Source organism: Paenibacillus sp. AD87 (assembly GCF_001659845.1).
In the GTDB taxonomy this organism is placed as follows: domain Bacteria; phylum Bacillota; class Bacilli; order Paenibacillales; family Paenibacillaceae; genus Paenibacillus; species Paenibacillus marchantiae.
Genome location: NZ_LXQN01000007.1, coordinates 3,043,046 through 3,069,450, shown reverse-complemented (window position 1 = coordinate 3,069,450; position 26,405 = coordinate 3,043,046). Strand labels below are relative to the sequence as shown.

Here is a 26,405-nt window from a genome sequence, read left to right as displayed (position 1 = left end):
CATGTCTGAAATCATCCCACAACCATACACTGAACCTGAGTATATTGAGCCACAATCTGTTCAAATGGGCGCCATTCATATTTCCAACGATGTAGTATCCAAAATTGTTGGCATGGCCGCTCAGACTACAGAGGGAATATCCTCCATGTCTGTTGGTCTTACCGAAGGAATCGCCAAGAGTATCAGCGGAAAGAGCTTGCAGAAAGGGATTGACGTTGCGATCAAAGATGACCAGGCATCTATCCAACTGCGAATCAATGTTCAATTTGGCAAAAAGATGCATGAAGTCTGTCAGGAACTTCAACATAATGTGCAGCAAGCTGTCGAGCAATTAACAGGCATTATGGTGAATGAAATTAAAGTTCAAGTGGTAGGCGTGACCATGCAGGAGCAAGTTTAAAGCAGAACGATTAGAACGAACGAATGGAATTCAGTCATAAGCAGGTAGTGATATCCTGTGTAAAAATACAAAACAGCACTTTCCCATTAGCTGCATAAATGGGAAGGTGCTGTTTTGTGTTTGCGATAATACGTAGGGGCTTCGCCCATAACTTTTTTGAACATTTTCGAGAAAAGCAGCTGGTCGGCATATCCAACGGAACGGGAGATATCCCCAATGGTCAAAGCCGGATCCAGCGTCAGCTCAGCCGCCCTGCGCATGCGGTAATTGACCAGATAAGACTGAATGCTGGTGCCCATCTTGTCTTTGAAGAGAGAGCACAAGTAACTGCGCTGTAAGCCAACATGAGACGCAATGGACTGTACGGTTATGGTATTAGCATAATTAATCTCAATGAAATCCATCACCTGAGTGACATAAGTTTCTTTCGTATAGTCCTGGAGCGGAATAGGTCTGTCCTCACCGGCTCGATCAATCAAAATGGAGAAAAACTGAAAGAGCAATCCCGTCATGCTGATCTCCCATCCCTTATGGGTGTTGCGAGAGCTAATCATGCGGTGCAGACAGGAGCGCATCTCGTCATCGTCATTACCCATCTCAAAGATCGGATGGTGCTCAGACAGGCAGGCCTGCTGTAATAACGAAGGGCAGGTGCTTCCTTGGAAAGCAACCCAGCTATACTCCCACGGATCATCCTGATCTGCTTCATAATGAACGACAGAATGGGGGACGATGAGGAACCCCTGACCTTTGCGCAGCGTAACCTTTTTGCCTCCAACTTCGAAGGTACCTTTGCCGTCCAATATGTAATGGATTTTGTAATAATCCCGCATGGCCGGGCCGAAGTGGTGACCGGGTGCGCAAGCTTCTGTGCCGTAATGAAGGAGCTGCAGCTCCTGAAAGTGATTGTTTTTGCACATATACGTAATCAAGGCTATTCACTCCTGTTATGAGGTCGTTATACCTTGCATTTTAACATATAAAAGGTGAAAAGGGATCGTTTTATGAATATCATTTGATGAAGATACCAATCATTTTTCCATATCGTTATAGTGAAATGCCATATCGTTTTACATGGAAAGTGTCTAAGATGAAAGGGTATTCAATAACTTTTACAGGAAAAGAGAGATTAACGATGCCTTATACTGCGAGTGAACAACGATACAGTGAAATGAAGTATGCACGCTCTGGCAAAACCGGAATTAAACTGCCGCAAATAGCACTAGGCTTATGGCAGAACTTCGGTGGAAACCGCACCATGGATATTCAGGAAGAGATGATCCTGCGCGCATTCGATCTGGGGATTAACCATTTCGACTTGGCCAACAATTATGGGCCACCTCCAGGATCAGCCGAAGAGAATTTTGGTGTCATTCTCAAAAAACATCTGCGTCCTTACCGCGACGAACTGCTCATCTCAACCAAGGCAGGTTATCATATGTGGAACGGTCCATACGGCGAATGGGGTTCCCGCAAAAACCTGATTGCCAGTCTGGACCAAAGTCTCAGCCGGATGGGACTGGATTACGTAGATATTTTCTATCATCACCGTCCAGATCCGGAGACACCGCTCGAAGAAACGATGACTGCGCTGGATCATATCGTTAGACAGGGTAAAGCTCTGTATGTAGGCTTGTCCAACTATGATGCCGAACAGACAAAAGAAGCAGTTACTATTTTGCGTCGTCTCGGAACACCTTGTCTGGTTCACCAGCCAAATTATTCGATGCTGAATCGCTGGATTGAGGATGGATTGCAGGATGTGCTGAATGAGGACGGCGTAGGATCGATTGCATTCTGTCCGCTTGGCCGCGGTCAGTTGACGAATAAGTATGTGGACAAGATCAAGGAAGAGCGTGCTAATCCAACAGGCAATCTGAGAAAAGAAGCCTATACGGACGAACGGATCGCCAAGTTCGAAGCACTTCAGGCGGTTGCCGAACGTAGAGGACAGACGATCTCCCAGTTGGCGCTGAACTGGATTTTGCGTAGCAACCGAGTTACTTCTGCTCTAATTGGCGCAAGCCGTGTATCCCAGATCGAAGAAAACGTAGCCGCTCTTCAGGCACCAGACCTGACGACGGAAGAGCTGAATGAGATCGAAGGCATTTTGGACGGCATCGGAAACTACGCTTGGTAAACTTGTAACGGAGAGATACGACTTTGGAGATTCAGAGTCATGTCTACAATGATTAATTTGATCCCCATGATATAGATATGTTGGGATAACTAAGGTGTCTTCCTGTAGTCGGGAGGACACTTTTTTTGTCTTACTTATCGTTCTTTATATGTAGAGATAGACCTTTTAGAGCTTCGGCTTAATTGACCTATGTTTATTTTTTTCTTAAACTATTTCATATCATAGCACCAGGTCCTAGGATTTAGGGTATAATATATAGATGCTATACATTTGAAATATGAAGGAGAGGCTCCATTTGAATTTTCAACAGTGGATTTCGCCTGAAACCTATAACCTGACATCCGAGATGGAGAATCACCCGTCGGATCGGGTTGCACTTAGATGGCTGAGCGATCATAAAGAATTGGAAGAGATCACTTATGGTGAGTTATTGAAGCAGGCAAATCGTCTTGCTGGAGGCTTGCGTGATCTTGGTTTGGAGAAGGGCGACCGGGTGCTGGTCATGGTACCACGCCGAATTATTGCCTATGTTATATACATTGCCTGCCTGAAACTGGGGATTGCTGTTATTCCTTCTTCCGAGATGCTGCGTGCGAAAGATCTGGAGTATCGTCTTCGGCATTCCGAGGCCCGGGCTGTCATTGTCTGGTCCGAGACGACTGCTGAAGTTGAAAAAATACATGCAGATCTGCCGGCATTGGCACACCGCATCGTTGCATCACCAAATGGTGATGATAGCGTACCTGGAGAAGGCTGGGTCAATGTACACCAGTTAATGCAAGGCCAATCCGATACGATGGCTGCGGTGGAAACACATCGTGACGATATGGCTATTCTCGCTTATACCTCCGGTACGACTGGTAATCCAAAAGGCGTAGTACATAGTCATGGTTGGGGGTATGCCCATTTACGGATCGCTTCATCGTTATGGCTGGATATTCAGCCTTCGGATACGGTATGGGCAACGGCAGCACCGGGATGGCAAAAATGGATCTGGAGTCCGTTCCTGTCTGTACTCGGAAGAGGGGCTACCGGACTGGTCTACAATGGATCATTCCAACCCAAACGTTATCTGGAACTGTTGCAGGAGCATCAGATCAACGTCTTGTGCTGTACGCCGACGGAATATCGGTTAATGGCCAAAGCAGACGATCTGGGTCACCATGATCTGTCCGCACTGCGCAGCGCCGTGTCTGCTGGTGAGCCGTTGAATCAGGAAGTAATTGAAATTTTCCAGCGTCACTTTGACCTGACGATCCGGGACGGATATGGACAAACCGAGAGCACGCTGCTGATCGGCAGCTTAAAAGATGCTCCCGTACGAATTGGTTCTATGGGGCAGTCCATTACACCAGGCCTTATTGAGATCGTCAATGAAGAGGGACAACTTGTACCTGCTGGTGAAGTAGGAGATATCGCAGTGCATAAGGATATGCCAGCCTTGTTCCGTGCCTATTACCAGGATGAGGGACGGAAGGAAGCGAATCAGCGTGGGGATTATTTTGTAACAGGTGACCGCGCACGCAAAGACGAAGAAGGCTACTTCTGGTTTGAAGGTCGAAGTGATGATATCATTATCAGTTCGGGATACACGATTGGACCGTTCGAGGTGGAAGAAGCGTTGATGAAACACGCCAGCGTGAAGGAATGTGCGGTCGTAGCGAGTCCTGATGAGATCCGTGGTAACGTAGTGAAAGCATTTGTAGTGCTGAGAGACGAGTCTCTCGCATCACCAGAACTGGCGCGTGAACTGCAAAACCATGTGAAGGAATGGACAGCACCCTACAAATATCCACGTAAAATCGAGTTTGTAGCCGATCTGCCGAAAACAAACTCAGGAAAAATCCGCCGGATCGAGCTGCGTGAGCAGGAGAAACGCAAGGCTTAAATGATTGTGCAGCAGCAATAGTATTCAAATATGAAACAGGAGTGAACACAACCATGAGTAATTTTGAACAAACCTTTGAAAAATCGTTGGAACAATACGCAGAGCTGGTTGTCAAAGTCGGCGTAAATATTCAGAAAGGACAGGATCTGCTCGTAACGGCACCCATCGAAACATTGGAATTCACCCGTCTGATCGTGCAAAAAGCGTATGCGGCTGGCGCCAAGTATGTACAGGTTGATTTTGATGATGACGATATTACACGCAGCCGTTTTGAACATGGCTCTGATGACAGTTTTGATTATTACCCGGCCTGGAAGGCGGAAATGATGGAGAAGTTTGCAGAAGCAGGCGGCGCTACGCTCACGATCAAAGTACCTGACCCTGAATTATACAAAGGCATCAATTCCGACAATGTTTCGCGTGCAACCAAAGCGGCGGCTCATGCACGTCGCGGATTTTCGAAATATACACGTAACCACGAAATTAGCTGGTGTCTGATCAAAGCGCCAACCAAGGCGTGGGCGAACAAAGTATTTGCCGACATTCCAGAGGAAGATCGCATTAACGTGATGTGGGAAACCATCTTCAAAATGAACCGTGTCGATGGCGGAGACGCTATTCAGAACTGGAAAAAACATCTGGACACCCTGAATGCCATGAGTGATTTGCTGAACAAGAAAAATTATAAAAGCTTGCACTACCGCGCACCCGGAACGGATTTGAAAATCGAACTGGTGAACAACCATATTTGGGGTGGCGGCGGTAGCGAAAACAAGCAAGGTGTGTATACCGTTGCGAACATGCCGACAGAAGAAGTATTTACAATGCCGAAGCGCAGTGGAGTCAACGGATTTGTCAGCAGCACGATGCCGCTGAACCTGAATGGTCAACTAGTGGACCAGATGAGAATTACGTTTAAGGATGGACAGGTCGTTGCTTTTACAGCAGCTTCGGGTGAAGAGCATCTTAAAAACCTGTTTGCCACCGATGAAGGTGCACGTTATCTTGGCGAAGTTGCCCTCGTGCCGCATGATTCGCCAATCTCCAACTTGAATCGTATTTTCTATAATACCGGTATTGACGAGAATGCATCCTGCCATCTGGCCGTAGGAAGTGCATACCCGTTCAACATGAAGGATGGTACGACGATGTCTAACGAGGAATTGCTGAAACATGAATGCAACGTTAGTCTGACCCATGTGGACTTTATGATCGGCTCCGCAGAGCTCGACATTGATGGTGAGTTGCAGGATGGAACGGTGGAACCTGTATTCCGCAAAGGGAACTGGGCATTTTAATTGGTGAAAACAAGGCAATAAGTTAGAAACAAAGGCGACTTCAACGTTGAAGTCGCTTTTGTTGTTTTTGGCATCCACAACTTTAAATGATTTATAGCGGCTTAACGGGTACACATATTTCGCAAAAATCCAGAAGAAGCAGATCACCGGCATACCTTTCCAAAATGGGTTTGTTGTCCATAATACAACCATTGCTCTGCAAATACGGGAAAATCTCGGTCCAGGCTTGCTGCACATCTTCTGCTGTATGTTTGACTTTGCAAACCAGATATTGCCCGCCAGGAAGTTCAGCTTCTTCAAGTTGGGGAGTCGACTCATCCAAGGAGTAATCCTCTGATATGACAATACATGCATCATACCTGCATTGAGAGGGGAGGGTGGTTTCCGGGTTATCCTGCGGAATGCCGAACAAGATGGTCGAGCTTGTAAGCAGGCCTTGGGATCTTGCCCAGGTCTTTAATGTTTCCATCGCGTGACTGTTGGCGGGACCATACGGACCGACTTGTCGTACATAAGCAATTCGGGAGGTTGGCAGGTTTTCGATGTGGAATTCCATTGGAGTTCATTCCTTTCGTTACGATTAAGGGTTACATCTCGAATGCTATCATGGTATAAAAAAATATTCATATGTATTTTTGAGAAAAGATCGGTTAGTTTGACGTGCGATTTGTTTATTCTAGGAAAATAGGAAAGAGGCCAATGATCTGATCATCGACCTCCTTTTTGTAATGGAATCAGTGAAAAGTTACGGATGTCACATTCCCAAATTATTCAGCATGCATTTTGTTGAAGCTGACATATTCGTTAATCGGTTTGCGGTATCCGCGCGGACGTTGTTTGGCTTCCGACTTTTTGCCGATTGTAATCAGCATGGCAGGTACATAATGGTCGGGAATATCCAAACTGCGTTGCAATTCTTCAGCGTCGAAGCCAATCATGGGGCAGGTGTCCCAACCACGATCCTGAGCGATCAGCATCAATTGCATCGCTGACAGGCTGGCATTACGAATTGCATCTTCTCTCTGGAAGAACCTTCCCCGCGTTTCGTAAAATTCGATGACACTCTGTGATTCTTGCTCGTATTGAAACGGAGTCATCGCACCAAGGTTCAGCAGGCCCTCATTGATTGTGCGGATGTGATGGTGTGCGTTGACATCGCCGAGGACAACAATGACCGCAGAGGCCGTTTTTACTTTATATTGCTGGGAAGCTTCATAGACTTTTTCTTTCTGAGCCGGGTCCGTCAGCACAAGATAGTGCGTATGCTGGAGGTTAAAGGCGGAAGGTGCGAATTTGTTCAAGGCAAACATCTCTTGCAATTCTGAATCTGGAATCTCAATTCCTTCTTCAAAAATAACGGCCGATCTACGGTTTTTGACCAGATTCTCCAATTCACTCATGGTAGTTTCCCTCGCTTATGTATGGTTTATAAACTGACTATAACACACTAAGTTACTTTATGTAAGTATTATTTTTGAATAAGACAAGATCTGCCTGCCATACGATAAAATAAAACAGAAGAGGTGATTCATGAAAACATTCATCACTAGGTACAGAGCTGGAAAGTCGCGAAATGAATTTCAGGTATACGTCATCGAATCCTCCACGCTGAAACGTTTTTTGGTGGTGGAGATGGTACTGGGAACCATCGCGTATAATGTTGCACTTTTTTGGTTTCATAATGCACTTCTTGCTGGCGTTGGTTCCTGGGCCGGGACGGAGAGTGTGAAGAGGCTGCCAGTCGTTTTCAGAAAAATAGCAGGTCGGCAGGAAGGTTCAGGGAGCATGAGCATGTTCTTTACTTAAGGAATAGACGGCTTATGGGCCCCTGGCTCTCTTTTTCAATTGCAAGGGACACCGGACACGTTATTTCCTAAAATGCTCCAAAAACGTTACATATGGCCTAAACTCCGTTATAACGTGTCTGAGGTTCCTTAGCATTTTGCAGGCGCTTCTTCAACCTCTCATACACGTCTCATCTTTTTTTACACTCCATGTCTTCTGCTCCAACCCCGAACGAGGAGAGAGGAACGCCATTTTTATATAAGTCTGGCGGCCAGTCATCTCACCATCGTACCCCGCAAAAAAATTTCGACAATTTCCTTACCTAAATTTAAAGTGGAATCATGTTCTTTTAATGTATCTACCTTATTGCCGATGACCATCATTGTTGAGAAAGTTTGCGCAAGAAGCATGGAATTGTTGTTTCGAAGAAGGTTATTATCCATCGCATCTTTAAAATAATCAGCCAGCTCTATGTAAATTTTATTTTCCGCTGCTCTGATTTCCTCGATCTGTTTCTCACTCAAATATCTCTCCGCATCTTTGAGCAGAGTCTCAATCTCCGCATGAGGATTAGCTAACCTTGCTTCTGCCACATGTAGCAGTCCTGTTTCCAGATTGTCTGCTTCTCTTAATAATCGTGACGTAGCTTGGTGCACATGTTTAAACATGGTCGTAACCGCGATCTTAAAAAGTTCCGGTTTACTGGTGAAGTGATAATAAATGGATGGTTTAGACACATTGCAAGCTTTAGCGATTTGTTGGAGTGAAACAGGTTCGTACCCATGCTCCATAAAGAGTTTGGCGGCCGTTTGAAGAATTATTTCTTGTACGGGTAAATCATCTTCTGCTTGTTTCGGTCTTCCTGGTGAGCGTTGTGAATCTGTATTCATTTTCATCATTACCTCCATGAATATTTTATGACAACTTATCCATTGAATAAGATTAGACTTGTAATTTTACTTACCGGTAAATATAATTTACTAGAACTGAAGCTACAATTCAATGATAAATAAAAAAACGATCAGGTGAATGTACTGGAATTTGTCTGTGTAATGGGCCGATGCTGTTCTTACCGCGCTACTATCTGTCTGCTATTCTAATCCAAAATAATGATTGAAAGAGGTTTTAACTTTGGCAAAAACAGAGAAAAAAAACAAATGGACTAAAATATTGATATGGGGAGTTTCCCTCATCATAATTGTAATCATTGGCTTATTGGTATACCTCAATTCGATAACCTACAGTCCTTCCAATCAAGCGGAACTCGCATTTCAGAATGATAATCAGGTCATAGTAACAGAGATCAAAGACGGTTATAAATTTGAGCCACAAACCGGGAAAGTAATTGAACCGAATATTATTTTTTATCCTGGAGGTTTAGTAGAACCGGAAAGCTACTCACCATTTGCCAGAGCACTGGCTCAACGGGGACATCGCGTATATATTGCGGAAATGCCACTGAATCTAGCCATTTTCGGTCAAAATAAAGCGGACTCCTTTCTTGAAGAACACCCAGACGAATCATTTGTTATTGGGGGACACTCTTTAGGAGGTTCATTCGCAGCGAGATATGCTTCAGAACACAGTGAGAAGCTTGAGGGTGTATTTTTCTTGGCATCTTATGCGGATGAGGGCGGATCCATAAAAGACACTGATTTATCTGTTTTGCAAATTACAGGTACAGCAGATGGAGTTCTCAATAAAGAAGCTTGGGAAAGTGCCAAAACCAATCTACCTGCTGACACTTTGTATGTCAGTGTAAAAGGAGGAAACCATGGGCAATTTGGCTCTTATGGGAAGCAAAAAGGGGACAATGATCCAGCGATTGAGGAAGAACAGCAATTAAAACAGGTCGTTGATGCTGTCGAGGAATGGAGCACAGAACTGAATAGTAAACCTTAGTCTGCTATGAATCTAACTTTACCTTTACATCAATGTGGTTGAACTGATCCTTATCTATTCGATTTGGAGAACGATTAAAATGTGGTTGATATGCAACAACAGGACGGGGCCCGAAATTGGGCCCCGTCCTGTTAGTTATCTGTCATTTACATACGATAGTCATATGAGAGTGGAATGAATACCTTTTGTCATCAGATTTCTAACTGTTTATTTGGCGCGTTCAAGGTACTGTTCAAGTGTAAGGTTCTGACTCGTAATTTCCCCCGCAATATACACGCCAACATAACGCACATGCCATGGCTCATAAGAGTAGCCTGTCAGTTTCTCCTGATCTTTGCCATAACGAATGATAAATCCGTATTTATGTGCATTGGCTTTCAGCCATTTGCCTTCCTTGGTGTTTCCAAAGCTTTGTTGCAAATCATATCCCGCTGATGCACTGGAGATATCCATCGCAAGACCCGTCTGATGTTCACTTTGTCCAGGACGAGCACTGGTTTTATTCGCAACGGCTTCGCCTTTGATACTTGCATTACGGTCAAAAATGGATTTTTGGGTAGCATAAGAGCGATAACCAGACACGGCTTTGATATCAATGCCGTCTTTTTTTGCTGCTGCGAACAAGTTCTCAATTGCGGTAGCGGCTACTTTACGCATTTGCTTTTTAGGACTGGAGCCGGAGAAGCTAAATGGGATGTTAGGAACAACCAGATCCTGAGGGGCATAGGTTGAAGGCAAGTTTCTCTTTTTATTCACTAGCACAACTGTACTTGATAGATTCGTTACCGTTGCCAGGCCACTGCTGCTCGTTTTAATTGTGCGTCCAGGTGCATTATCGTGCAGGAATTGAGTGAAGCTGGAGCTGGCAGCAGATGCGACTGGATTCAGTTCCTTAGTGAAGGGCAGCGTTGTGAATGCTGAGCCTGCTACGACAGAACCTATAAGTATCGTGGATACGATGGATTTACGTGTAAAAGATTTCATGATGTGTGTTCCTCCTCGGGTTATATCAATCTCGTGCTTTGCTATATACCGAGTATACTAGAGGATTATATCCATAGGTTCTCCAATTGTTTCCGAGTTGTAAACAAAGTTTGCGAGATTCATAGCTTTTAATTGTCTGACGAGAAAAAGAGCACAAAAAAAGACTCTGCACCTTTTGTGCAAAGTCTTTCTGTATACATAGATAGGCGAATCAAATGCTCATTAGTTCAGCCACAAACTTTTGAATTACAGCTCGCATGAAACAGAATTGCCGGAGCTTACAGCAGCCACTGCACGGGCATCCCGAACACGGACATTGCTGCTGAGTACACCGGAATCACTGCTTAGTTTGAAGGAAGGATAGTTGAGTTCCGTGTCCAGCTTCATGTGCTGCTCCAGATTTAGCTGTTGCTTCGGATCGACATAGAATGGCACCAGATTGGTTTCAATTTGTACATCCAGAGCTTCGGGTTCATCCACGATAAGTATGGCGATAATTCCGTTACAGCCACAACCTTCCATGTCATAGATCACTTTGAAATAACCGGGCTGATCATTCAGGTTTTCAGTTAATCGCGCAGCAGCCAAATCTGTAATTTGAATATGCATATCGCTACACTCCTTTATATGTTGGCACGATTGTAATGGTAGATGGATTAATTCAACTTCTACTGTCATTATACCACTTTGGCAAAAATCAAAGCATTTATTTTCTTGACTGATCAGTCTGGAAAAGTGTATTCTTGACTTAATCAAGCGGGAGGTGAGGTCTGAAATTGGGAAGAGCCAAGGAATTTGACACCGAAAGTGTTCTAAGAAAAGCCACGGCTGTATTTGGAGCCTATGGTTATGAAGGTACTTCGTTGACTATACTGCTGAATGAGCTCGGTATTGCACGGCAAAGTTTGTATGACACTTTTGGAACCAAGCATGATTTATTTGTCTCTGCCCTGAAATTCTATATTCAGCAGAAAACAGAGGCGGGTATTCGGCTGTTAAATGAATGCACCAGTGTGCGGCAGGGGATGGAACAGCTTTTCAACGAAGCCGTTAATGTATTGAGTGACGAGGGGCGTCGCAATGAGTGTTTTATCATCAATAGCGCCGTCGAACAGGCACCCCAAAATCATGAAATTGCCGACTTTATTCAAGCGAACAACAAGCGAATGGAAGATATTTTTCTTGCGGCGCTTATCCGTGGACATAAAAACGGTGAATTTAACCATGCCGAGGATGAATTGCTCGGTATTGCCCGTTTTTTGAATTATTCCCGCCTGTCATTGACCTTCACCGCCAAGAGCGGTGCCAGTACAGAAGTGCTGCGGGAGCTAGTGCGTACAACATTAAGAGTATTGAATTAATGGCAGTAGTATGAGAAAGGATTCTTGTTGGATTTCTGAAAATGAACGCTTAGGGCGTTTGTTTTTTCACCTTTTTAGACTGATCAGTCTGGAAAATGAACATAAAGCAAACCGAAGGAGGACGTGAAAATGTTCAACGATAAACCTTTAACACTGATTACAGGAGCGAATGGAAAGACAGGAAGCCGCGTTGCGGCAATGCTTCAGAGGCACCACTATCCGGTGCGTCTGGCAGGGAGAAAGAAACCAGCTTCTTCTGATTCTGCCGACAACTATGTCTTTTTTGATTGGTACGATTCAACCACTTATGGTCCAGCGCTGAAAAATGTGGATCAAGTGTACCTTGTTGTACCGGTCATGGACATGCACCCAGAAGCCGTAATGATTCCGTTCATCAAGGAAGCGTTATGGAACGGCGTTAAACGATTCGTCTTACTTGGCAGTGCTTCCGTTGATGAAGACGGACCTATATTTGGCAAAGTACATCAAAGCTTGAAGGAGCTTGCTCCTGAGTGGATTGTACTACAGCCTTCCTATTTTATGGAGAACTTTACAGAGGGACCGCATCGAGAGACGATGAAGCAGTTGGGTAAAATCTACAGTGCTACTGGTGAAGGTAAAATTGGTTTTGTCAGCGCAGATGATATCGCAGCAGTTGCCTTCTATGCTCTGACAGATGTTGTCCCCCATAATACAGCTCATATCATTACGGGGCCGGAGACATTGTCTTATGGTCAAGTTGCGGACATCATTAGTCGTTTATTGGATCAGCGTATTGAGCATGATTCATTGTCGGATGCAGAACTAAGAAATAGCCTGATTCAGGCGGGAATGCCGGAAGATTACGCCACGGCTCTGGCAGGACTGGATGTATTCATCCGTGAGGAAGGAAGAGAAGATCAAACGACGGAGACGGTATTGAAAGTCACAGGGCAAAGCCCGGTTTCTCTTGAGCAATTTATAAGGCAGCATATGCATTAAGGGAAATGATAGATGTGTTTTTATAAAAATATTGGAAGCAAATTCTGCTGAATAACAAGAAGACGGTGCCGGAAGGCCCGTCTTTTTTGCTGATTGTTCAACCTTTAACAATACCCCAATCCAGCATGGTGATTATATGTGTACGCTTTTGGGGAAATAGATGAGAATGAATGTTTGATAAAAGGAGAGAAGAGAACGGATGATTCAGTTCGAAAATGTATCCAAGCAATACCCTGATGGAACCCATGCTCTACGTCAGGTTAATCTCAACATTAACAAGGGAGAGCTGTTCGTCATGATTGGTCCGAGCGGTTGCGGCAAAACCACAATGCTCAAAATGATCAATCGTCTGATCGAGCGGACAGATGGGACCGTACGAATTAATGAACGGCCTATCGATGAATATAACATTCATGAATTGCGATGGAATATCGGATATGTGCTGCAACAGATTGCACTGTTCCCACATATGACAATTGCCCAAAATATTGCGGTTGTTCCTGAACTCCGAAAGTGGAAGTCAGAGCAAATCAAGGAGCGCGTACATACTTTGCTGGACATGGTCGGACTGAAAGGTACCACATACAGTGATCGCAAGCCTGCTGAGCTATCTGGCGGACAACAACAGAGAATCGGTGTATTGCGCGCACTCGCTGCCGATCCCGAAATTGTACTGATGGATGAACCGTTCAGTGCACTTGACCCGATGAGCCGTGAGAAATTGCAAGACGATATTCTGGATATTCAGCGTCAGATGAAGAAGACGATTGTGTTTGTTACCCATGATATTCAGGAAGCGATGAAGCTGGGTGATCGTATCTGCATCATGAAGGATGGGCAAGTATTACAGGTGGGTACCCCGGAAGAACTAATCCAGCAGCCAGCGAATGAATTCGTACGTGACTTTGTCGGTAGTTCTGGTCCGGATAGGAGTTCACAGCCTGTATCTGGTGCGGGCGACCCGATGTATGAATTACAAACGGCCTCCGGCGAACAAGAACGACTGATTTCTATATTTGATCTTGAATCGATCATGTCCCCGCTCTCACCCGGGCATGTGCCGAAGTCGGCCAAAACGGCTGTTCCCGTATCAATTACGCTGCCTGATTTTGTGGAAATCATGGCATCTCATGATCATTTACTGGTCGAGAAGGACCACCAGATTATAGGCCAGGTCAGTCGAGCTGATCTGATCCAGTACTGGTCCGGGCAGTTGCAGGAACGAGGTGAAGCACATGAGTAGATTTACAGAGGTGTTCAGTGAGCGCAAAGGACAGTTATTATCCGCTCTTCTTGAGCATATTCAGATCTCATTTATCGCATTGTTCTTTGCCGTTCTGATTGCGATCCCGCTGGGCATTTATCTGACACGCAAGCCAAGAGTGGCCGAGCCGATTATTGGGGTAACAGCCGTATTACAAACGATCCCGTCTCTGGCTCTACTCGGATTGCTCATTCCGTTATTCGGCATCGGTACATTTCCTGCGATTATTGCGCTTGTAGTGTATGCCCTGCTTCCGGTACTCCGCAACACGTATACGGGTATATCGGAAGTCGATCCTTCCATGGTCGAGGCAGCGAATGCGATGGGCATGAACAGTCGTCAACGTCTCACCAAAGTGGAGCTGCCACTCGCGATGCCTGTCATTATGGCAGGCATTCGCACCGCAATGGTTCTGATTGTAGGTACAGCAACGCTTGCAGCCCTGATTGGCGCGGGAGGCCTGGGTGAACTCATTTTGCTAGGTATTGATCGAAATGATACGGCATTGATTATTCTGGGAGCCATCCCAGCCGCATTGCTTGCCATTTTGTTTGATGTGCTGCTCCGCCAGTTCCAACGTTTATCATTCAAGAAAACGCTGGTCACTCTCGGAACACTCGCTCTGGTGGCCGTACTGGTAATCACAATTCCTTGGCTCTCCCGTGGAGGGCAAAAAGATCTGGTTATTGCTGGAAAGCTGGGTGCCGAACCAGAGATTCTGATTTATATGTACAAATTGCTCATTGAAAAAGATACCGATCTGAAGGTTGAATTGAAACCAGGATTGGGGAAAACCACATTTCTTTTCAATGCACTGAAATCAGGTGATATTGATATTTATCCAGAATTTACGGGTACCGCCATATCTGAATTTATGAAGGAAACCGCAGTTAGCACTGATCGTACAGAAGTGTATGAACAGGCAAGAGACGGGATGTTGAGCCAATTCGATATGGTTCTACTGAACCCGATGGATTACAACAATACGTATACGTTGGCTGTGCCTCAGAAGGTTGCCGATCAGTATAATCTGAAGACGATATCGGATCTTAAATCGGTACAGCAGCAGATTAAGGCAGGATTCACACTGGAATTCTCTGATCGGGAAGACGGATATGTTGGTATTCAGAAGAAGTATGGCATCAAATTCCCGAACGTAGCCACAATGGAGCCGAAACTGCGTTATTCAGCCGTTCAGCGTGGAGACATTAATTTGCTAGATGCCTATTCCACAGACAGTGAACTGAGACAGTATAAACTTGTTGTGCTGGAGGATGATCAGGAATTGTTCCCGCCATATCAGGGGGCGCCGATGCTCCGTAAAGAAACGGCAGACCAATATCCGCAGCTTGTGGAGGTACTGAATCAACTTGCAGGCCGGATCACGGACGATGAGATGCGTCAAATGAATTACGAAGTGAACGTTAATGGAGCGATTCCAGAGCAAGTGGCAACGGATTATCTGCAAAAAGCAGGGTTACTGTAGCTTGATATTTACGGTTATACATGAAGAGGAGGAACTAACATGACACAACCTTATGATCTGATCGCGATTGGAACCGGGAGCGCTGCAAGCTCTGTTATATCCCGCTGCGCCGAAGCCGGATGGAAAATTGCCGTGATTGATGAACGAGAGTTTGGCGGAACCTGTGCGTTACGGGGCTGTGATCCCAAGAAAGTACTTGCAGGAGCGGCTGAACTGATCGACTGGAATGAACGAATGAAGGGCAAAGGAGTGGAAGGTAACGCCTCTATTCAGTGGTCGGAACTTATGGCGTTCAAGCGAACATTTACGGAGAGTATTCCGAGAGCAAGCGAGGATAAGTTCAAGCAGGCCGGGATGCATACGTTCCATGGCAAGGCTTCTTTTGTTGACGAAGATCATATTCGTGTAGGGGACGAAGTCCTACACGGGAAACATATTCTCATCGCAACAGGAGCGCGTCCAGCACCACTTTCTATTGATGGTGTAGAGCATCTGAAATACAGCGATGATTTTCTTGATCTGGAACAGCTGCCAGATAAATTGGTTCTGGTAGGTGGAGGTTACATTGCTTTTGAATTTGCACATATTGCGGCCAGAGCTGGTACGGAAGTCCATATTATTCATCGAGGTGAACAGCCGCTGGAACAGTTTGATTCGGAACTGGTGGACATGCTACTGCAAAAATCCGAAGAAGTAGGCATTCACGTACACTTGAATGCGGAAGTGAAGGCAATTCGTCAGCAGGGAAACACATATGTGGTCAGTGGAACCCGCAATGGGGCTGATCATCAATGGCAATGTGGACTTGTCGTTCACGGAGCAGGGCGTATTCCGAATGTAGAGGGGCTTGAATTGGAGAAAGGAAATGTCAGCTACACGAAAAAAGGCATCTCCGTTAATGAGTACTTGCAGAGCGAAAGTAATCCAAGAGTCTACGCTGCCGGCGATGTTACCGCAACGGAAGGACTTCCGTTGACTCCGCTCGCAGGCCAAGAATCACGCGCAGTATCCTTGAATCTGCTTGAAGGCAATCATAACAAACCTAATTATAAAGTAATGCCCTCCATTGTATTTACCGTGCCCTCCATGGGTTCTGTAGGCCTTAATGTGGAGCAGGCCAAGAAAGAGGGCTATGAGGTGAAGGTAAATGACATGTCGAAATGGTATACTTATAAACGTACGAATGAAAAATATGCCATGGCCAAAGTTGTAATCGACAAGTCAACAGGACGTATCTTGGGTGCCCATGTATTGGGTGGCAAAACAGAAGAACTGATTAACCTGTTCGCCATGGCAATTCAGTTCGATTTGACGACCGATCAGCTAAACACCATGAATTTTGCATATCCTACAGCCGCATCGGATATAGGCTCTTTATTTTAATGTGATGGTGTGGAAGGAAGGGAAGAATTATGTCAGTTCATTTTCATCGGATTCATGAAGCCGAGTGGACAACCGAACCGGTTCAGGCGCGAACGGAAGGTGACCGTCTAATTGTGGAGGCACAGGAGGGCAGTGACTTTTGGGAGAAGACCTTCTATGGTTTCTGCCATCAGAATGGACATGCCATGCTTGCTCCATGGGATGGAACCAAGGCAATCGAAGTATCATTTGATCTGAGTTCATTCACGGAATTATATGATCAGGCAGGGTTAATGCTCTGGCATGGACAGGATCAATGGATCAAGGCGGGGGTTGAAGTAAATGACGGCGTGGCTCATGTAGGAGCGGTCGTAACGGATCGTTTTTCCGATTGGTCGCTCTCACCTGTACCGGAGTGGGGTGGACGCATCGTTACCATTCGGGCTTCATACCATGACGAAGCCGTAGTTATTCGTGCCCGCACGGATGAGCATCCTTGGCGTACCATTCGGGTCGCGAGGTTTGCCTATCCGACGAACAAGCAAGCAGGACCGTTTCTCTGTTCTCCGAAGCGTGCCGGGTTCGAGGTTGCGTTTACCAAATGGAAATTGACTGAACCGGATCAGGATCTGCACACAGACCCTCCCATTGCCGATTAAGATGGGTTTGGTTGGAAAATGTGACGCAATTGCAACAAACGAAAACAAGCAAGTCTCCCTTGGTGGGGGACTTGCTTGTTTTCGTTTGCATTAGGCAGCGCCATAGGTTAATTTATCAAGCCTTCAACGATTATGGTGAGGCTTATTTGAATTTTTTTCACATGAAGTTGCAATACTGTTGTCGTTTATCCTCAAGGTCTTATTTGCTTGAGTCTGTGTCCTTGGAGTCAGATTCGATGCCATCAGCATCCTCTTCACCATCATTTGCTTCGTTCAGCTCACGCATACGTTCTTCGTAATCATCCAGAAACCATAATGGGTCCATGTTATCTTCCTCGCCATTATAATTGATCAATACTTCTTCGCCAGCTTTGATATCTGTATAAGCATAGAAGTCAAAAGTGTGGTTTTCAAAGTTGATATCATAGGTGGCGTTAGGCTCGTAGGAATGGTTGATCAAACTGCCATAGCCCAGCAGGATAGCCGTATGATTGGCTCCGTATTCGAATACGTAATCTTCGAGAATTGTTTTCTCAACATGTTCGTGGTCTTCATTTGGATAAGGGACAACTGGAGCCTGATGGATCAGTTGGCCTTTTGGAATGTCTACGGTCGCAAATACGCCGCGGTTAAATTCGCCATTACCCAATTTGGATTGTTTCACTTCAATCATGATTTTCACCTGATGCTCTCCAAGAGAGCTCCATTCTTATAGTAGTAAGTCGTTTAAGGAAAAATTTTAACTCATCCATACCTATAAGGCAAATGCCATTGATATCAGTTTGAGTGGATCCGGGGTCAAAACGAAGGACATTTCATCGAAAAATGGTGCTGAATTTACAATAGGGCGTTGAGTTGTGCATGATATAACGCTTATAATATACAAAGAATTAAGTCTATATAGAAAAGGTGTCATGAATGAGCATATTAAATGTCGAAAAATTAAGTCACGGTTTTGGTGACCGTGCTATCTTTAACAACGTTTCTTTCCGCCTCCTGAAAGGCGAACATATTGGTCTGATCGGGGCCAATGGTGAGGGGAAATCTACCTTCATGAACATTATTACTGGCAAACTCCAGCCAGATGAAGGTAAAGTGGAGTGGTCCAAACGTATGCGTGTCGGATATTTGGATCAGCACGCTGTGCTCAGCAAGGGACAATCCATTCGTGATGTCCTTCGTGGAGCATTCCAGTATTTGTTTGACATGGAACAAGAAATGAATGATATGTATGGCAAGATGGGCGATGTAACTCCGGAGGAATTGGAACAGCTGCTAGAGGATGTAGGTACGATTCAGGATACGCTGACTAACCAGGATTTCTACATGATCGATGCCAAAGTCGACGAGACAGCACGCGGTCTGGGTCTAACCGATATCGGTCTGGATAAGGACGTTAACGACCTTAGTGGTGGACAACGTACGAAGGTATTGCTCGCCAAGCTGCTGCTTGAAAAACCGGATATTCTGCTCCTGGATGAGCCTACGAACTATCTGGATGAATTGCATATCGAATGGCTGAAACGCTATTTGCAGGAATATGAGAATGCTTTTATTCTGATCTCGCATGATATCCCGTTCCTAAACAGTGTAATTAACTTGATCTATCACATGGAAAATCAGGATCTCACCCGTTATGTGGGCGATTATAGTCATTTCCAGGAAGTCCATGAGATGAAAAAACAGCAACTGGAGTCGGCGTATAAGCGTCAACAACAGGAAATTGCTGATCTCAAGGATTTTGTGGCCCGTAATAAGGCAAGTGTGGCGACACGCAACATGGCGATGTCCAGACAGAAGAAATTGGACAAGATGGATGTCATCGAAATCGCCAAGGAAAAACCGAAACCACAGTTTAACTTCCGTGATGCAAGAACGTCCGGTAAGCTCATTTTCGAAACAAAAGGCCTTGTCATTGGATACAATGAGCCGTTGTCGAGACCACTGGACCTGCGTATGGAGCGTGGTCAGAAGATCGCTCTCGTTGGTGCGAATGGTATCGGTAAAACAACCCTGATGCGCAGCATTCTGGGTGAGATTCCAGCTTTGGAAGGAACCGTTCAGCGCGGTGAACATCTGGAAATTGGATATTTCCAACAAGAGATGAAGGATGCCAACTACAATACCTGTATCGAAGAGATCTGGCAGGAGTTCCCTTCCTATACCCAATTTGAAGTGCGTGCTGCACTCGCAAAATGCGGACTGACTACCAAGCATATTGAGAGCAAGGTTGCGGTACTGAGCGGTGGCGAGAAAGCCAAAGTTCGTCTCTGCAAACTGATCAATAACGAAACAAACCTGCTCGTACTCGATGAGCCGACGAACCATTTGGACGTTGATGCGAAGGAAGAGTTGAAACGCGCACTCAAAGCATACAAAGGCAGCATTCTGCTGATCTCTCACGAACCTGAATTCTATCGTGATGTGGTTACGGAGACATGGAATTGTGAGTCGTGGACAACGAAGGTATTTTAAAGTAATATGGGCGAGTTTGCGAACAAACTCGAACGGTGATACAAGGCGCGTATTTTGCTTGCATAGCAGGCGGAATACGCGTTTTTTTTGCATGTTACAGCGAAAAATGTCCGAGTTGAGTTAATGGTTGACAGCTTCAAATACGTAATCATATAATTCGAGAAAGCGATTACATTTATATAATATAAACCTATTTCACGACATAGGGGCAAAGAAGACGAGGTATTCCGTTTTGGTATCATTGCACTTAGGAGAGAAGACGGGTCTTTTTTTGCTTTATAATGAAACCGGTTTCATTAAAAAAGGGAGGTGGAGTGCACTTTTTTACCGCACGCTCACTGCTGAGGACAGGTCGGATAACAACACCGCCTTCAAGAACCATGCTTTCATCTTCCAAGTCAAAGGAGAGAATGAACATTGGATAAACTCAGGAAACCCTTGATATTCATGTTATCTGCTACGTTGGCATTGTCTTCAGGACCGTTGATGTTACCAAGCCATGCATATGCCGATGCGGATAGAATGCCTGCTACGTTGTTGCAGGACGATTTTTCTGACGGAGATTACACGGCATCGCCAGTGTGGGACGTAAGCTCAGGTAGTTGGGAGGTAATGGCGGACCCAACGGATACGTCCAACTCCACACTTTTTCAGAGCGATACTGGGGAAGGCATCATTTCAACCGGAGAGGTCATGACTGACATGACGGTTTCCATGCGTTTTTACATGGGGGGCGGTCAGGGATTTCCGGGAATTCTATCGCGGTTTCAGGATAAGGGCAACTTTTATTATTTTCAAATGCAGGCCCCTAACAATAAACTTGTCTTTTCCAAGCGGGTAAACGGAACAGATACGACGTTGAAATCGGTGGACTATACGTTTGCCAAAAATACGTGGTATACGCTCAAAATGGTGCTGTCGGGTTCTTCCATTCGCGGGTACATCGCCGAAAACGGTTTGGATCGGTTAGTATTCGATTTGATCGATACTACATACGGGTCGGGTACAGTTGGCATTCGTAATAAGTGGCAGTCGGTACATATAGATGACGTTATCATTGCCGAGCAGCCACCAGGGAACGATCTCCAACTCTCCAACGATGAACAGACGGCGTCTTCGGTTTCACTGCAATGGACCGAGGCAGCAGGTGCAACAAGCTATCACCTGTACCGTTCCTCTACGCCTGAAAGTGGGTATTCCCTGATTACCAACACCGGGTCTTTGGGTTACGTGGATGAGGGGTTAAGTGCGGATATGGTGTATTATTACAAGCTCGCCTATGAATATGGGGGGATGACCGAATCGTTATGGTCTGCGCCGCTGGAGGTTCGGACGACAGCCGTTGCTCCACAGGGACCAGGCGAATTGAAGGCCTTAGCACTCGATGCCACGAGCGTGAAGCTGTCTTGGCCAGCCGTGGACAAGGCGGCTGGCTACCGTGTGGCTCGGGCTGAGGCTGGCAGCGACCAGTATAATCAGGTGTATGAAGGTACGGCGCTCAGTTACACGGATCAGGGGCTTGATCCCGGCAACAGCTATAGCTATCGCGTAACGGCCTTTAATGCTGCCGGAGAATCTGCGTTCACCGTTGCCGAGGCTACCACATACTCGATTGATTCCCCAGCAGGATTTGCTGCTACAGTCGTAACGGATACGTCGATTTCTCTAGGGTGGAACGAACTTTCTGGATCTGATGTAACATATACGGTGTCCCGTGCAACCAGTGCTGCAGGTACGTATCAGCAGGTGTACAGTGGCAATGAAAGTACGTTTATTGATAATGGTCTGACGATGGGCACGGGGTATTTTTACATGATCCAGGCAACCGTCGACGACATCGTTTCTCCTGCATCTGCACCGCTGGGCGTTGCCACCATTCGTACAAGCTTTACGCCGGGGCAGTTATGGCCGGATCAGGACGGCAAGCCGATCGACGCACACGGCGCAGGATTTTTTTACGATGAACAGACTGAAAAGTATTATTGGTATGGCGAATACCATACGGGCGGATGGCCAGCCGCTGGTGTGCGCGTATATTCATCCAAGGATCTGCTGAACTGGACAGATGAAGGCATGGCACTGACGATGATTCAATCGATGGATGATTTCGACAAGAACCCGTTGAACGCCAAGTTGTATGAAGGTCGTGACGACAAGGTGGACATTTGGGCCGATATCCGCAAAGGTCGAATTATTGAACGACCGAAGGTCATCTATAACGATAAAACGAAAAAATACGTGATGTGGGCCCACATGGACGGAGACAAGGACCCCTACAACGATAGTGCGAACTACGGTAAAGCGCGGGCCGGCTACGCAATCAGTGACTCCCCCACAGGGCCTTTCGTGTATCAGAAGAGTTACCGGATGGACATAACTCCTGAAGGGGAGAAAGATTACTTCCCAAGCGATCGGGGCATGGCACGTGACATGACGTTGTTCAAGGACGACGATGGTACCGGATATCTGATCTACTCCAGTGAGGAAAACCTGACGCTGTATATCTCCAAACTGAATGAAGACTACAGTGACGTAACAGGGTGGCATAAGGAAGGACGTACGGATGACAAAGGCAATCCGGTACGTGATTCGACCTATCAGGCGGAATACGGTGTCGATTATGTGCGCGTGTTCCCAGGCGGACAGCGTGAAGCGCCCGCGATGTTCAAGTATCAGGGGAAATATTATATTCTGACCTCCGGCGCGTCCGGCTGGGCCCCTAACGAAAATAAAGTGACGGTGGCTGATAACATTTTTGGTCCTTGGTCAACGATGACCAATCCGTTCGTACGCACATTGCCGAGCGATCCCGATCCGGGTAAGGCGTTCGGTACGCAGACTACGTCGGTCATTCCAGTCGATCCGGAAAAAGGAAAATTCATTTACGTGGGAGACACGTGGAACGGCGGCAATTTCTCAAACGATGGGGCAAAATACGTTTTCTTGCCCATTGAGTTTGGGATAGGATCAGACATCGCTATAAAGTGGTATAACAGTTGGTCGCCTGATCTGCTGAATTCGATGGGCAAGGTAGACATCGCCGATCCGCTGCCGGAAGCTGTGCCGCTCGGGAAAGTACCTTCCCTGCCTACGACGGTCAAGGTGCGTGACGGAGGTACGCTTGTGTCAACCCCAGCGGTATGGACAGTGGATAACCGAGTCATGACGGCAGAAGATTTTGCGAAACCCGGACCAATCACCCTTCAGGTAACGACACCGGAGTTCGGTAACAAAAAGCAGGCAGTCCGAGTATATGTTATTCCGGAGAACGCACAGTATTTCGTGAACAGCGGTGGATACGAAACGGCTGATTATAAACTGATGGGTGCCTACATGAAAGGCACACTCGTCAATTCGGATACGGCAGATCAGTTGTACGCGCCGGAGGAGGGACGGAATTGGGGTTATGTCAGCGCAGATGCGCTCGCTTCCGGTTCGAGCGGCGGGGATATTTTCTCGACCGTCCGTTATTTGAACGGCGGCAATGTCAGCAACTCGCCCAAAGGCAGTGATCTGACCTATACCTTCGATATGCCGAACGGGACATACGATATATACGCCGGGTTCAACGATCCGTGGACGAACACATCGCGGAAAGCGAACTTCCTCATCAATGGCACGAATACCGGTGCAGTTACTTATACACCCGCCAGTGTAAGAGCTCACACAGGCATTGTCGTATCTGGCAACAAGTTGGAATTAACGGTATGTAATACGGCATCACAGGACCCGCTGATCAGCTGGATTATAATCGCCAAGTCTGATGCGGTGCCACCTGCGGACGATAGCGCCGGTCTAAATGCTGATATGTCGGCTGCAACAAGTGCATCACTCCACTGGGATGCAATTCTTGGCGCAGCAAGCTACAAGCTCTATCGCTCCGATCGTGAGAAAGGAGAGTACAGTGTCGTCTACAACGGCAGTTTGCGGGAGTATACGGACAACGAACTGAGCCCCGGCACCAGTTATTATTACAAAGTGGAAGCTTTTGACGCGTCGGGGCATTCGATGCTCGGGTTGTCTTCCGCGTATCGTGTGGTTACGGCCCAACAGACCGCTGCCGATGTGGCTGCGAGCATTACGGTACTGGAGCAACCTTCTGCAGGTGCGAAGAGGCTAAAGTTGCCGACTGTGCCGCAAGGTTTTGCCGTGGAGATCGCTTCTAGTTCGGTGCCGACCGTCATTCAAACCGATGGAACGATCATCCCGCCATCGAAGGAAACATCGGTCATGTTGGAATTGGAGATTACTCGAACCTCTGATGACAGCAAAGCGATGACTATACCGCTGGCAGTGAAGGTACCAGCGTATACACCATCACCAGGCGGCTCGGGTTCCGATGGTTCGGGCGGTGGTTCTGGTGGAAATTCAGGTGGTAATTCAAGCGGCTCCGGAGGACAGCCGGGGAGTGGTACCCCAAGTACAGAGAATTCATCGCCACGACCAGTATCGCAAAAAGACCGTGCCGTTCTTGAGTTACAAGGTATTGTTGACCAGAAGGGTGTAGTACAGACGAAGGTGGATGCTTCAGCGATTGAAGAGGCATTGAGAGTCGCTCCTGCTAGTAAGAGTCACCGTCTGGTCGAACTTCGGCAGAAACCGGTTTCAGGAGCAAGTGCATATGAACTATTGCTGCCTGTCTCTGCGTTGGTGGGCCAAGGCGACGCACATGTATTCAACATCGTTACGGAATTGGGGACGTTAGAGCTTCCTGCCACACTTTCAATGAAAGACTTAGCAGGGTATGAGACTGTATCGGTCCGATTGATTCGAACTCAGCTGTCGCAGACAGTCGTTGATCAACTCGGAACACAGCACGGAGTTCGATTGGAAATTGATCTGGACGGTGATGCTTACCCAGCAGCAAATGAGCTGACGCTGCGTCTGCCCTACGAAACATTGCAAAATGTACAACGGGATATAATCGTAGGGTTTGCCATAGATGCGAATCATATGGCAACTCCGTTGCCCCAAAGCCGTTATGATCAGAATAACAGAGAGGTCGTATTCACTGTTACGTCCGCAGTAGGAAGTTATGCTGCCGTGTCTGTGCAGCAGACGTTCACTGATCTCGCGAATGTACCATGGGCTAAGAATGCCTTGGAGGCCTTGGCAGCCCGAGGAGTCTTTGATGAAAGTGCAAGCGAGGACTCCCGTCAGTTGTATCCGAAACAGGTGATGACGCGTGGTCAATACGTGCAGTGGCTGATGACCGCACTCAGCTTGAAAACGTTGCGCGGGAATGCGTTCTCCGATGTCAGCGCGGAGGCATCGTATTATGAAGCGGTAACCACGGCGCATGCGCTTGGCATCACTGGTGGCACCGGGGACGGGCGCTTTATGCCTGAGGCAACCATCACCCGTCAGGAAATGATGACGCTGACCGTGAGGGCACTTGGAGCGGCCGGATTGGTCGAGCCGGAATCAGCTTCGGCGGATAGCCTTGTACAGTTCCGCGATGCTTCCACGATCCGCTCATATGCCCGCGATAGCGTAGCCTTGCTTGTAAAGCGGGGCATCGTCGGTGGATACAACGGAGAGGTGAAGCCTCTTGCCCAAGCGACTCGTGCCGAATCGGCAACGCTGCTGTATGCAATGATGAGTAAATTGGTTTGGCCTAACTGATGATAAAAACCATTTTAGCGTAAGAAGAGAAGGCTTACTTCAACCTGGATTAAAGGATGATGTAAGCCTTTTTCTTTTTGCTTATGCGCCCGGCATGGGGGATAACTGGATGGTGAAGTCCACTCTTTACGAGCCAGTAGCTTTCTTTCCGATTTCAGAGGTTACTTATAATGTCTGCCGATTTGATACGCTTGCTCCAGCAAACCTTCAATATGCGTTTTGGAATCGGATATGGTTTCATAGAGAAACTCGACTCGGGATTCCTGCAATCCTGCGTAACCCGCGATCCCATTATTCAGATAATTCGAAATCATGTTGTAATAATCGTATTTATGGAATGAAGCCTCCGTTCCTCCAGCTAGTGCAATCCAGAGTGCCTTTTTGGAGTTTGCTTTGTTCAGCAGCCCCATGTTCCATACCTTGTCCAGATAAGCTTTGAGCATGGAAGGAACGTTGTACCACCATACCGGAAAAATAAAGACAATGGCATCAGCCGCGAGCACGCGATCCAGCTCTTTGCGAATTACAGGGGCATGCTGCTTATCGGGATTTTGCCAATCTCGCTCATCTTCTACGCTATATAACGGATCGAATCCATCATGGTACAGATCAAGGATATCAATTTCATGGTGATTCTCCTTCAGACCTTCTATAAAACGATTCATCACGGCAAATGTTAGAGAATCCTGTCTTGGGTGAGTAACGACCAGTTTAATTTTCATGTATGAGTGACCATCCTTTTTCCTTCATTTTTTGGTTTAACGTTCTGACCAATGTTATTATAAGTTTCATGAC

Annotated in this window: 22 protein-coding genes; 14 read left to right on the top strand and 8 right to left on the bottom strand. The window is 46.5% G+C overall.

Features of this window, described 5'->3' with window-relative positions; translation table 11 throughout:
- Position 1 precedes the first annotated feature (1 nt).
- A complete protein-coding gene (locus gpAD87_RS13225) occupies positions 2–400 on the top strand; it encodes an Asp23/Gls24 family envelope stress response protein (protein WP_053782092.1) in 399 nt (132 codons plus the stop codon).
- An 86-nt stretch (positions 401–486) separates the two neighbouring features.
- Here gpAD87_RS13225 and gpAD87_RS13220 read toward each other — a convergent pair whose 3' ends face one another.
- The gene (locus gpAD87_RS13220) at positions 487–1,332 is read right to left on the bottom strand and encodes an AraC family transcriptional regulator (RefSeq protein WP_063563461.1); all 846 of its coding nucleotides are present in this window, start codon (positions 1,330–1,332) and stop codon (positions 487–489) included.
- 203 nt (positions 1,333–1,535) lie between these two features.
- Between gpAD87_RS13220 and gpAD87_RS13215 the strand changes: the two genes are divergently transcribed.
- The 3 genes from gpAD87_RS13215 (at position 1,536) to gpAD87_RS13205 (ending at position 5,726) form a co-directional block, all read left to right on the top strand.
- On the top strand, positions 1,536–2,540 hold the full coding sequence (locus tag gpAD87_RS13215) for an aldo/keto reductase (protein WP_064638803.1): 1,005 nt from the start codon (positions 1,536–1,538) through the stop codon (positions 2,538–2,540).
- A gap of 277 nt (positions 2,541–2,817) precedes the next feature.
- Positions 2,818–4,428: an acyl-CoA synthetase MbcS gene (gene mbcS / locus gpAD87_RS13210; protein ID WP_064638802.1), complete on the top strand. Its 1,611-nt coding sequence runs from the start codon at positions 2,818–2,820 to the stop codon at positions 4,426–4,428.
- A 53-nt stretch (positions 4,429–4,481) separates the two neighbouring features.
- On the top strand, positions 4,482–5,726 hold the full coding sequence (locus tag gpAD87_RS13205) for an aminopeptidase (RefSeq protein WP_064638801.1): 1,245 nt from the start codon (positions 4,482–4,484) through the stop codon (positions 5,724–5,726).
- A 91-nt stretch (positions 5,727–5,817) separates the two neighbouring features.
- Here the strand turns inward: gpAD87_RS13205 and gpAD87_RS13200 are convergent, their stop codons facing one another.
- Both gpAD87_RS13200 and gpAD87_RS13195 read right to left on the bottom strand, forming a co-directional pair.
- A complete protein-coding gene (locus gpAD87_RS13200) occupies positions 5,818–6,282 on the bottom strand; it encodes an AraC family transcriptional regulator (protein ID WP_064638800.1) in 465 nt (154 codons plus the stop codon).
- A 211-nt stretch (positions 6,283–6,493) separates the two neighbouring features.
- On the bottom strand, positions 6,494–7,126 hold the full coding sequence (locus gpAD87_RS13195) for a nitroreductase family protein (RefSeq protein WP_064638799.1): 633 nt from the start codon (positions 7,124–7,126) through the stop codon (positions 6,494–6,496).
- A gap of 130 nt (positions 7,127–7,256) precedes the next feature.
- Here gpAD87_RS13195 and gpAD87_RS13190 point away from each other — a divergent pair, with 130 nt between their 5' ends.
- A complete protein-coding gene (locus gpAD87_RS13190; RefSeq protein ID WP_064638798.1) occupies positions 7,257–7,532 on the top strand; it encodes a hypothetical protein in 276 nt (91 codons plus the stop codon).
- A gap of 254 nt (positions 7,533–7,786) precedes the next feature.
- Here the strand turns inward: gpAD87_RS13190 and gpAD87_RS13185 are convergent, their stop codons facing one another.
- Positions 7,787–8,401, bottom strand: coding sequence for a TetR/AcrR family transcriptional regulator (locus gpAD87_RS13185; RefSeq protein WP_231952543.1), 615 nt, complete (start codon positions 8,399–8,401; stop codon positions 7,787–7,789).
- Between the two features lie 241 nt (positions 8,402–8,642).
- Between gpAD87_RS13185 and gpAD87_RS13180 the strand changes: the two genes are divergently transcribed.
- Complete coding sequence (locus gpAD87_RS13180) at positions 8,643–9,413, top strand: alpha/beta fold hydrolase (RefSeq protein ID WP_064638796.1); 771 nt, start codon at positions 8,643–8,645, stop codon at positions 9,411–9,413.
- A 207-nt stretch (positions 9,414–9,620) separates the two neighbouring features.
- Here the strand turns inward: gpAD87_RS13180 and gpAD87_RS13175 are convergent, their stop codons facing one another.
- Both gpAD87_RS13175 and gpAD87_RS13170 read right to left on the bottom strand, forming a co-directional pair.
- Complete coding sequence (locus tag gpAD87_RS13175) at positions 9,621–10,397, bottom strand: M15 family metallopeptidase (RefSeq protein ID WP_064638795.1); 777 nt, start codon at positions 10,395–10,397, stop codon at positions 9,621–9,623.
- Positions 10,398–10,643: 246 nt separating this feature from the next.
- On the bottom strand, positions 10,644–11,006 hold the full coding sequence (locus gpAD87_RS13170) for an iron-sulfur cluster biosynthesis family protein (RefSeq protein ID WP_064638794.1): 363 nt from the start codon (positions 11,004–11,006) through the stop codon (positions 10,644–10,646).
- 167 nt (positions 11,007–11,173) lie between these two features.
- Between gpAD87_RS13170 and gpAD87_RS13165 the strand changes: the two genes are divergently transcribed.
- From gpAD87_RS13165 to gpAD87_RS13140, 6 genes are all read left to right on the top strand, one after another.
- Complete coding sequence (locus gpAD87_RS13165) at positions 11,174–11,758, top strand: TetR/AcrR family transcriptional regulator (protein ID WP_064638793.1); 585 nt, start codon at positions 11,174–11,176, stop codon at positions 11,756–11,758.
- Between the two features lie 129 nt (positions 11,759–11,887).
- Positions 11,888–12,739, top strand: a complete 852-nt coding sequence (locus gpAD87_RS13160) for an NmrA family NAD(P)-binding protein (protein WP_064638792.1) — start codon at positions 11,888–11,890, stop codon at positions 12,737–12,739.
- Between the two features lie 199 nt (positions 12,740–12,938).
- Complete coding sequence (locus tag gpAD87_RS13155) at positions 12,939–13,982, top strand: ABC transporter ATP-binding protein (protein ID WP_064638791.1); 1,044 nt, start codon at positions 12,939–12,941, stop codon at positions 13,980–13,982.
- Entirely contained in the window at positions 13,975–15,489 is a 1,515-nt protein-coding gene (gene opuFB / locus gpAD87_RS13150; RefSeq protein WP_064638790.1) for an osmoprotectant update ABC transporter permease/substrate-binding subunit OpuFB, read from the top strand. Before gpAD87_RS13155 ends, opuFB begins: the two co-directional genes overlap by 8 nt.
- Before the next feature lie 39 nt (positions 15,490–15,528).
- Entirely contained in the window at positions 15,529–16,872 is a 1,344-nt protein-coding gene (locus gpAD87_RS13145; RefSeq protein WP_064638789.1) for a dihydrolipoyl dehydrogenase family protein, read from the top strand.
- A gap of 29 nt (positions 16,873–16,901) precedes the next feature.
- On the top strand, positions 16,902–17,510 hold the full coding sequence (locus gpAD87_RS13140; RefSeq protein WP_064638788.1) for a DUF1349 domain-containing protein: 609 nt from the start codon (positions 16,902–16,904) through the stop codon (positions 17,508–17,510).
- Between the two features lie 199 nt (positions 17,511–17,709).
- Here gpAD87_RS13140 and gpAD87_RS13135 read toward each other — a convergent pair whose 3' ends face one another.
- Positions 17,710–18,183 carry an SET domain-containing protein gene (locus gpAD87_RS13135; RefSeq protein WP_064640902.1) on the bottom strand — a complete coding sequence of 158 codons (474 nt, stop codon included), beginning with the start codon at positions 18,181–18,183 and terminating at the stop codon, positions 17,710–17,712.
- A gap of 245 nt (positions 18,184–18,428) precedes the next feature.
- Here gpAD87_RS13135 and gpAD87_RS13130 point away from each other — a divergent pair, with 245 nt between their 5' ends.
- Both gpAD87_RS13130 and gpAD87_RS13120 read left to right on the top strand, forming a co-directional pair.
- Positions 18,429–19,985 carry an ABC-F family ATP-binding cassette domain-containing protein gene (locus gpAD87_RS13130; protein WP_063563476.1) on the top strand — a complete coding sequence of 519 codons (1,557 nt, stop codon included), beginning with the start codon at positions 18,429–18,431 and terminating at the stop codon, positions 19,983–19,985.
- 417 nt (positions 19,986–20,402) lie between these two features.
- Positions 20,403–25,610 carry an S-layer homology domain-containing protein gene (locus tag gpAD87_RS13120; RefSeq protein WP_064638786.1) on the top strand — a complete coding sequence of 1,736 codons (5,208 nt, stop codon included), beginning with the start codon at positions 20,403–20,405 and terminating at the stop codon, positions 25,608–25,610.
- A 161-nt stretch (positions 25,611–25,771) separates the two neighbouring features.
- On the opposite strand, the gene gpAD87_RS13115 is transcribed toward gpAD87_RS13120, so the two are convergent.
- Positions 25,772–26,332, bottom strand: coding sequence for an NAD(P)H oxidoreductase (locus tag gpAD87_RS13115; RefSeq protein ID WP_064638785.1), 561 nt, complete (start codon positions 26,330–26,332; stop codon positions 25,772–25,774).
- Positions 26,333–26,405 lie beyond the last annotated feature (73 nt).

Excerpts from the sequence above, each read along its gene's own strand:
- gpAD87_RS13225 (WP_053782092.1), top strand. The coding sequence starts at position 2 with ATGTCTGAAATCATCCCACAACCATACACTGAACCTGAGTATATTGAG.
- gpAD87_RS13215 (WP_064638803.1), top strand. The coding sequence starts at position 1,536 with ATGCCTTATACTGCGAGTGAACAACGATACAGTGAAATGAAGTATGCA.
- mbcS (WP_064638802.1), top strand. The coding sequence starts at position 2,818 with ATGAAGGAGAGGCTCCATTTGAATTTTCAACAGTGGATTTCGCCTGAA.
- gpAD87_RS13205 (WP_064638801.1), top strand. The coding sequence starts at position 4,482 with ATGAGTAATTTTGAACAAACCTTTGAAAAATCGTTGGAACAATACGCA.
- gpAD87_RS13200 (WP_064638800.1), bottom strand. The coding sequence starts at position 6,282 with ATGGAATTCCACATCGAAAACCTGCCAACCTCCCGAATTGCTTATGTA.
- gpAD87_RS13195 (WP_064638799.1), bottom strand. The coding sequence starts at position 7,126 with ATGAGTGAATTGGAGAATCTGGTCAAAAACCGTAGATCGGCCGTTATT.
- gpAD87_RS13190 (WP_064638798.1), top strand. The coding sequence starts at position 7,257 with ATGAAAACATTCATCACTAGGTACAGAGCTGGAAAGTCGCGAAATGAA.
- gpAD87_RS13185 (WP_231952543.1), bottom strand. The coding sequence starts at position 8,401 with ATGAATACAGATTCACAACGCTCACCAGGAAGACCGAAACAAGCAGAA.
- gpAD87_RS13175 (WP_064638795.1), bottom strand. The coding sequence starts at position 10,397 with ATGAAATCTTTTACACGTAAATCCATCGTATCCACGATACTTATAGGT.
- gpAD87_RS13170 (WP_064638794.1), bottom strand. The coding sequence starts at position 11,006 with ATGCATATTCAAATTACAGATTTGGCTGCTGCGCGATTAACTGAAAAC.
- gpAD87_RS13160 (WP_064638792.1), top strand. The coding sequence starts at position 11,888 with ATGTTCAACGATAAACCTTTAACACTGATTACAGGAGCGAATGGAAAG.
- gpAD87_RS13155 (WP_064638791.1), top strand. The coding sequence starts at position 12,939 with ATGATTCAGTTCGAAAATGTATCCAAGCAATACCCTGATGGAACCCAT.
- opuFB (WP_064638790.1), top strand. The coding sequence starts at position 13,975 with ATGAGTAGATTTACAGAGGTGTTCAGTGAGCGCAAAGGACAGTTATTA.
- gpAD87_RS13145 (WP_064638789.1), top strand. The coding sequence starts at position 15,529 with ATGACACAACCTTATGATCTGATCGCGATTGGAACCGGGAGCGCTGCA.
- gpAD87_RS13140 (WP_064638788.1), top strand. The coding sequence starts at position 16,902 with ATGTCAGTTCATTTTCATCGGATTCATGAAGCCGAGTGGACAACCGAA.
- gpAD87_RS13135 (WP_064640902.1), bottom strand. The coding sequence starts at position 18,183 with ATGATTGAAGTGAAACAATCCAAATTGGGTAATGGCGAATTTAACCGC.
- gpAD87_RS13130 (WP_063563476.1), top strand. The coding sequence starts at position 18,429 with ATGAGCATATTAAATGTCGAAAAATTAAGTCACGGTTTTGGTGACCGT.
- gpAD87_RS13115 (WP_064638785.1), bottom strand. The coding sequence starts at position 26,332 with ATGAAAATTAAACTGGTCGTTACTCACCCAAGACAGGATTCTCTAACA.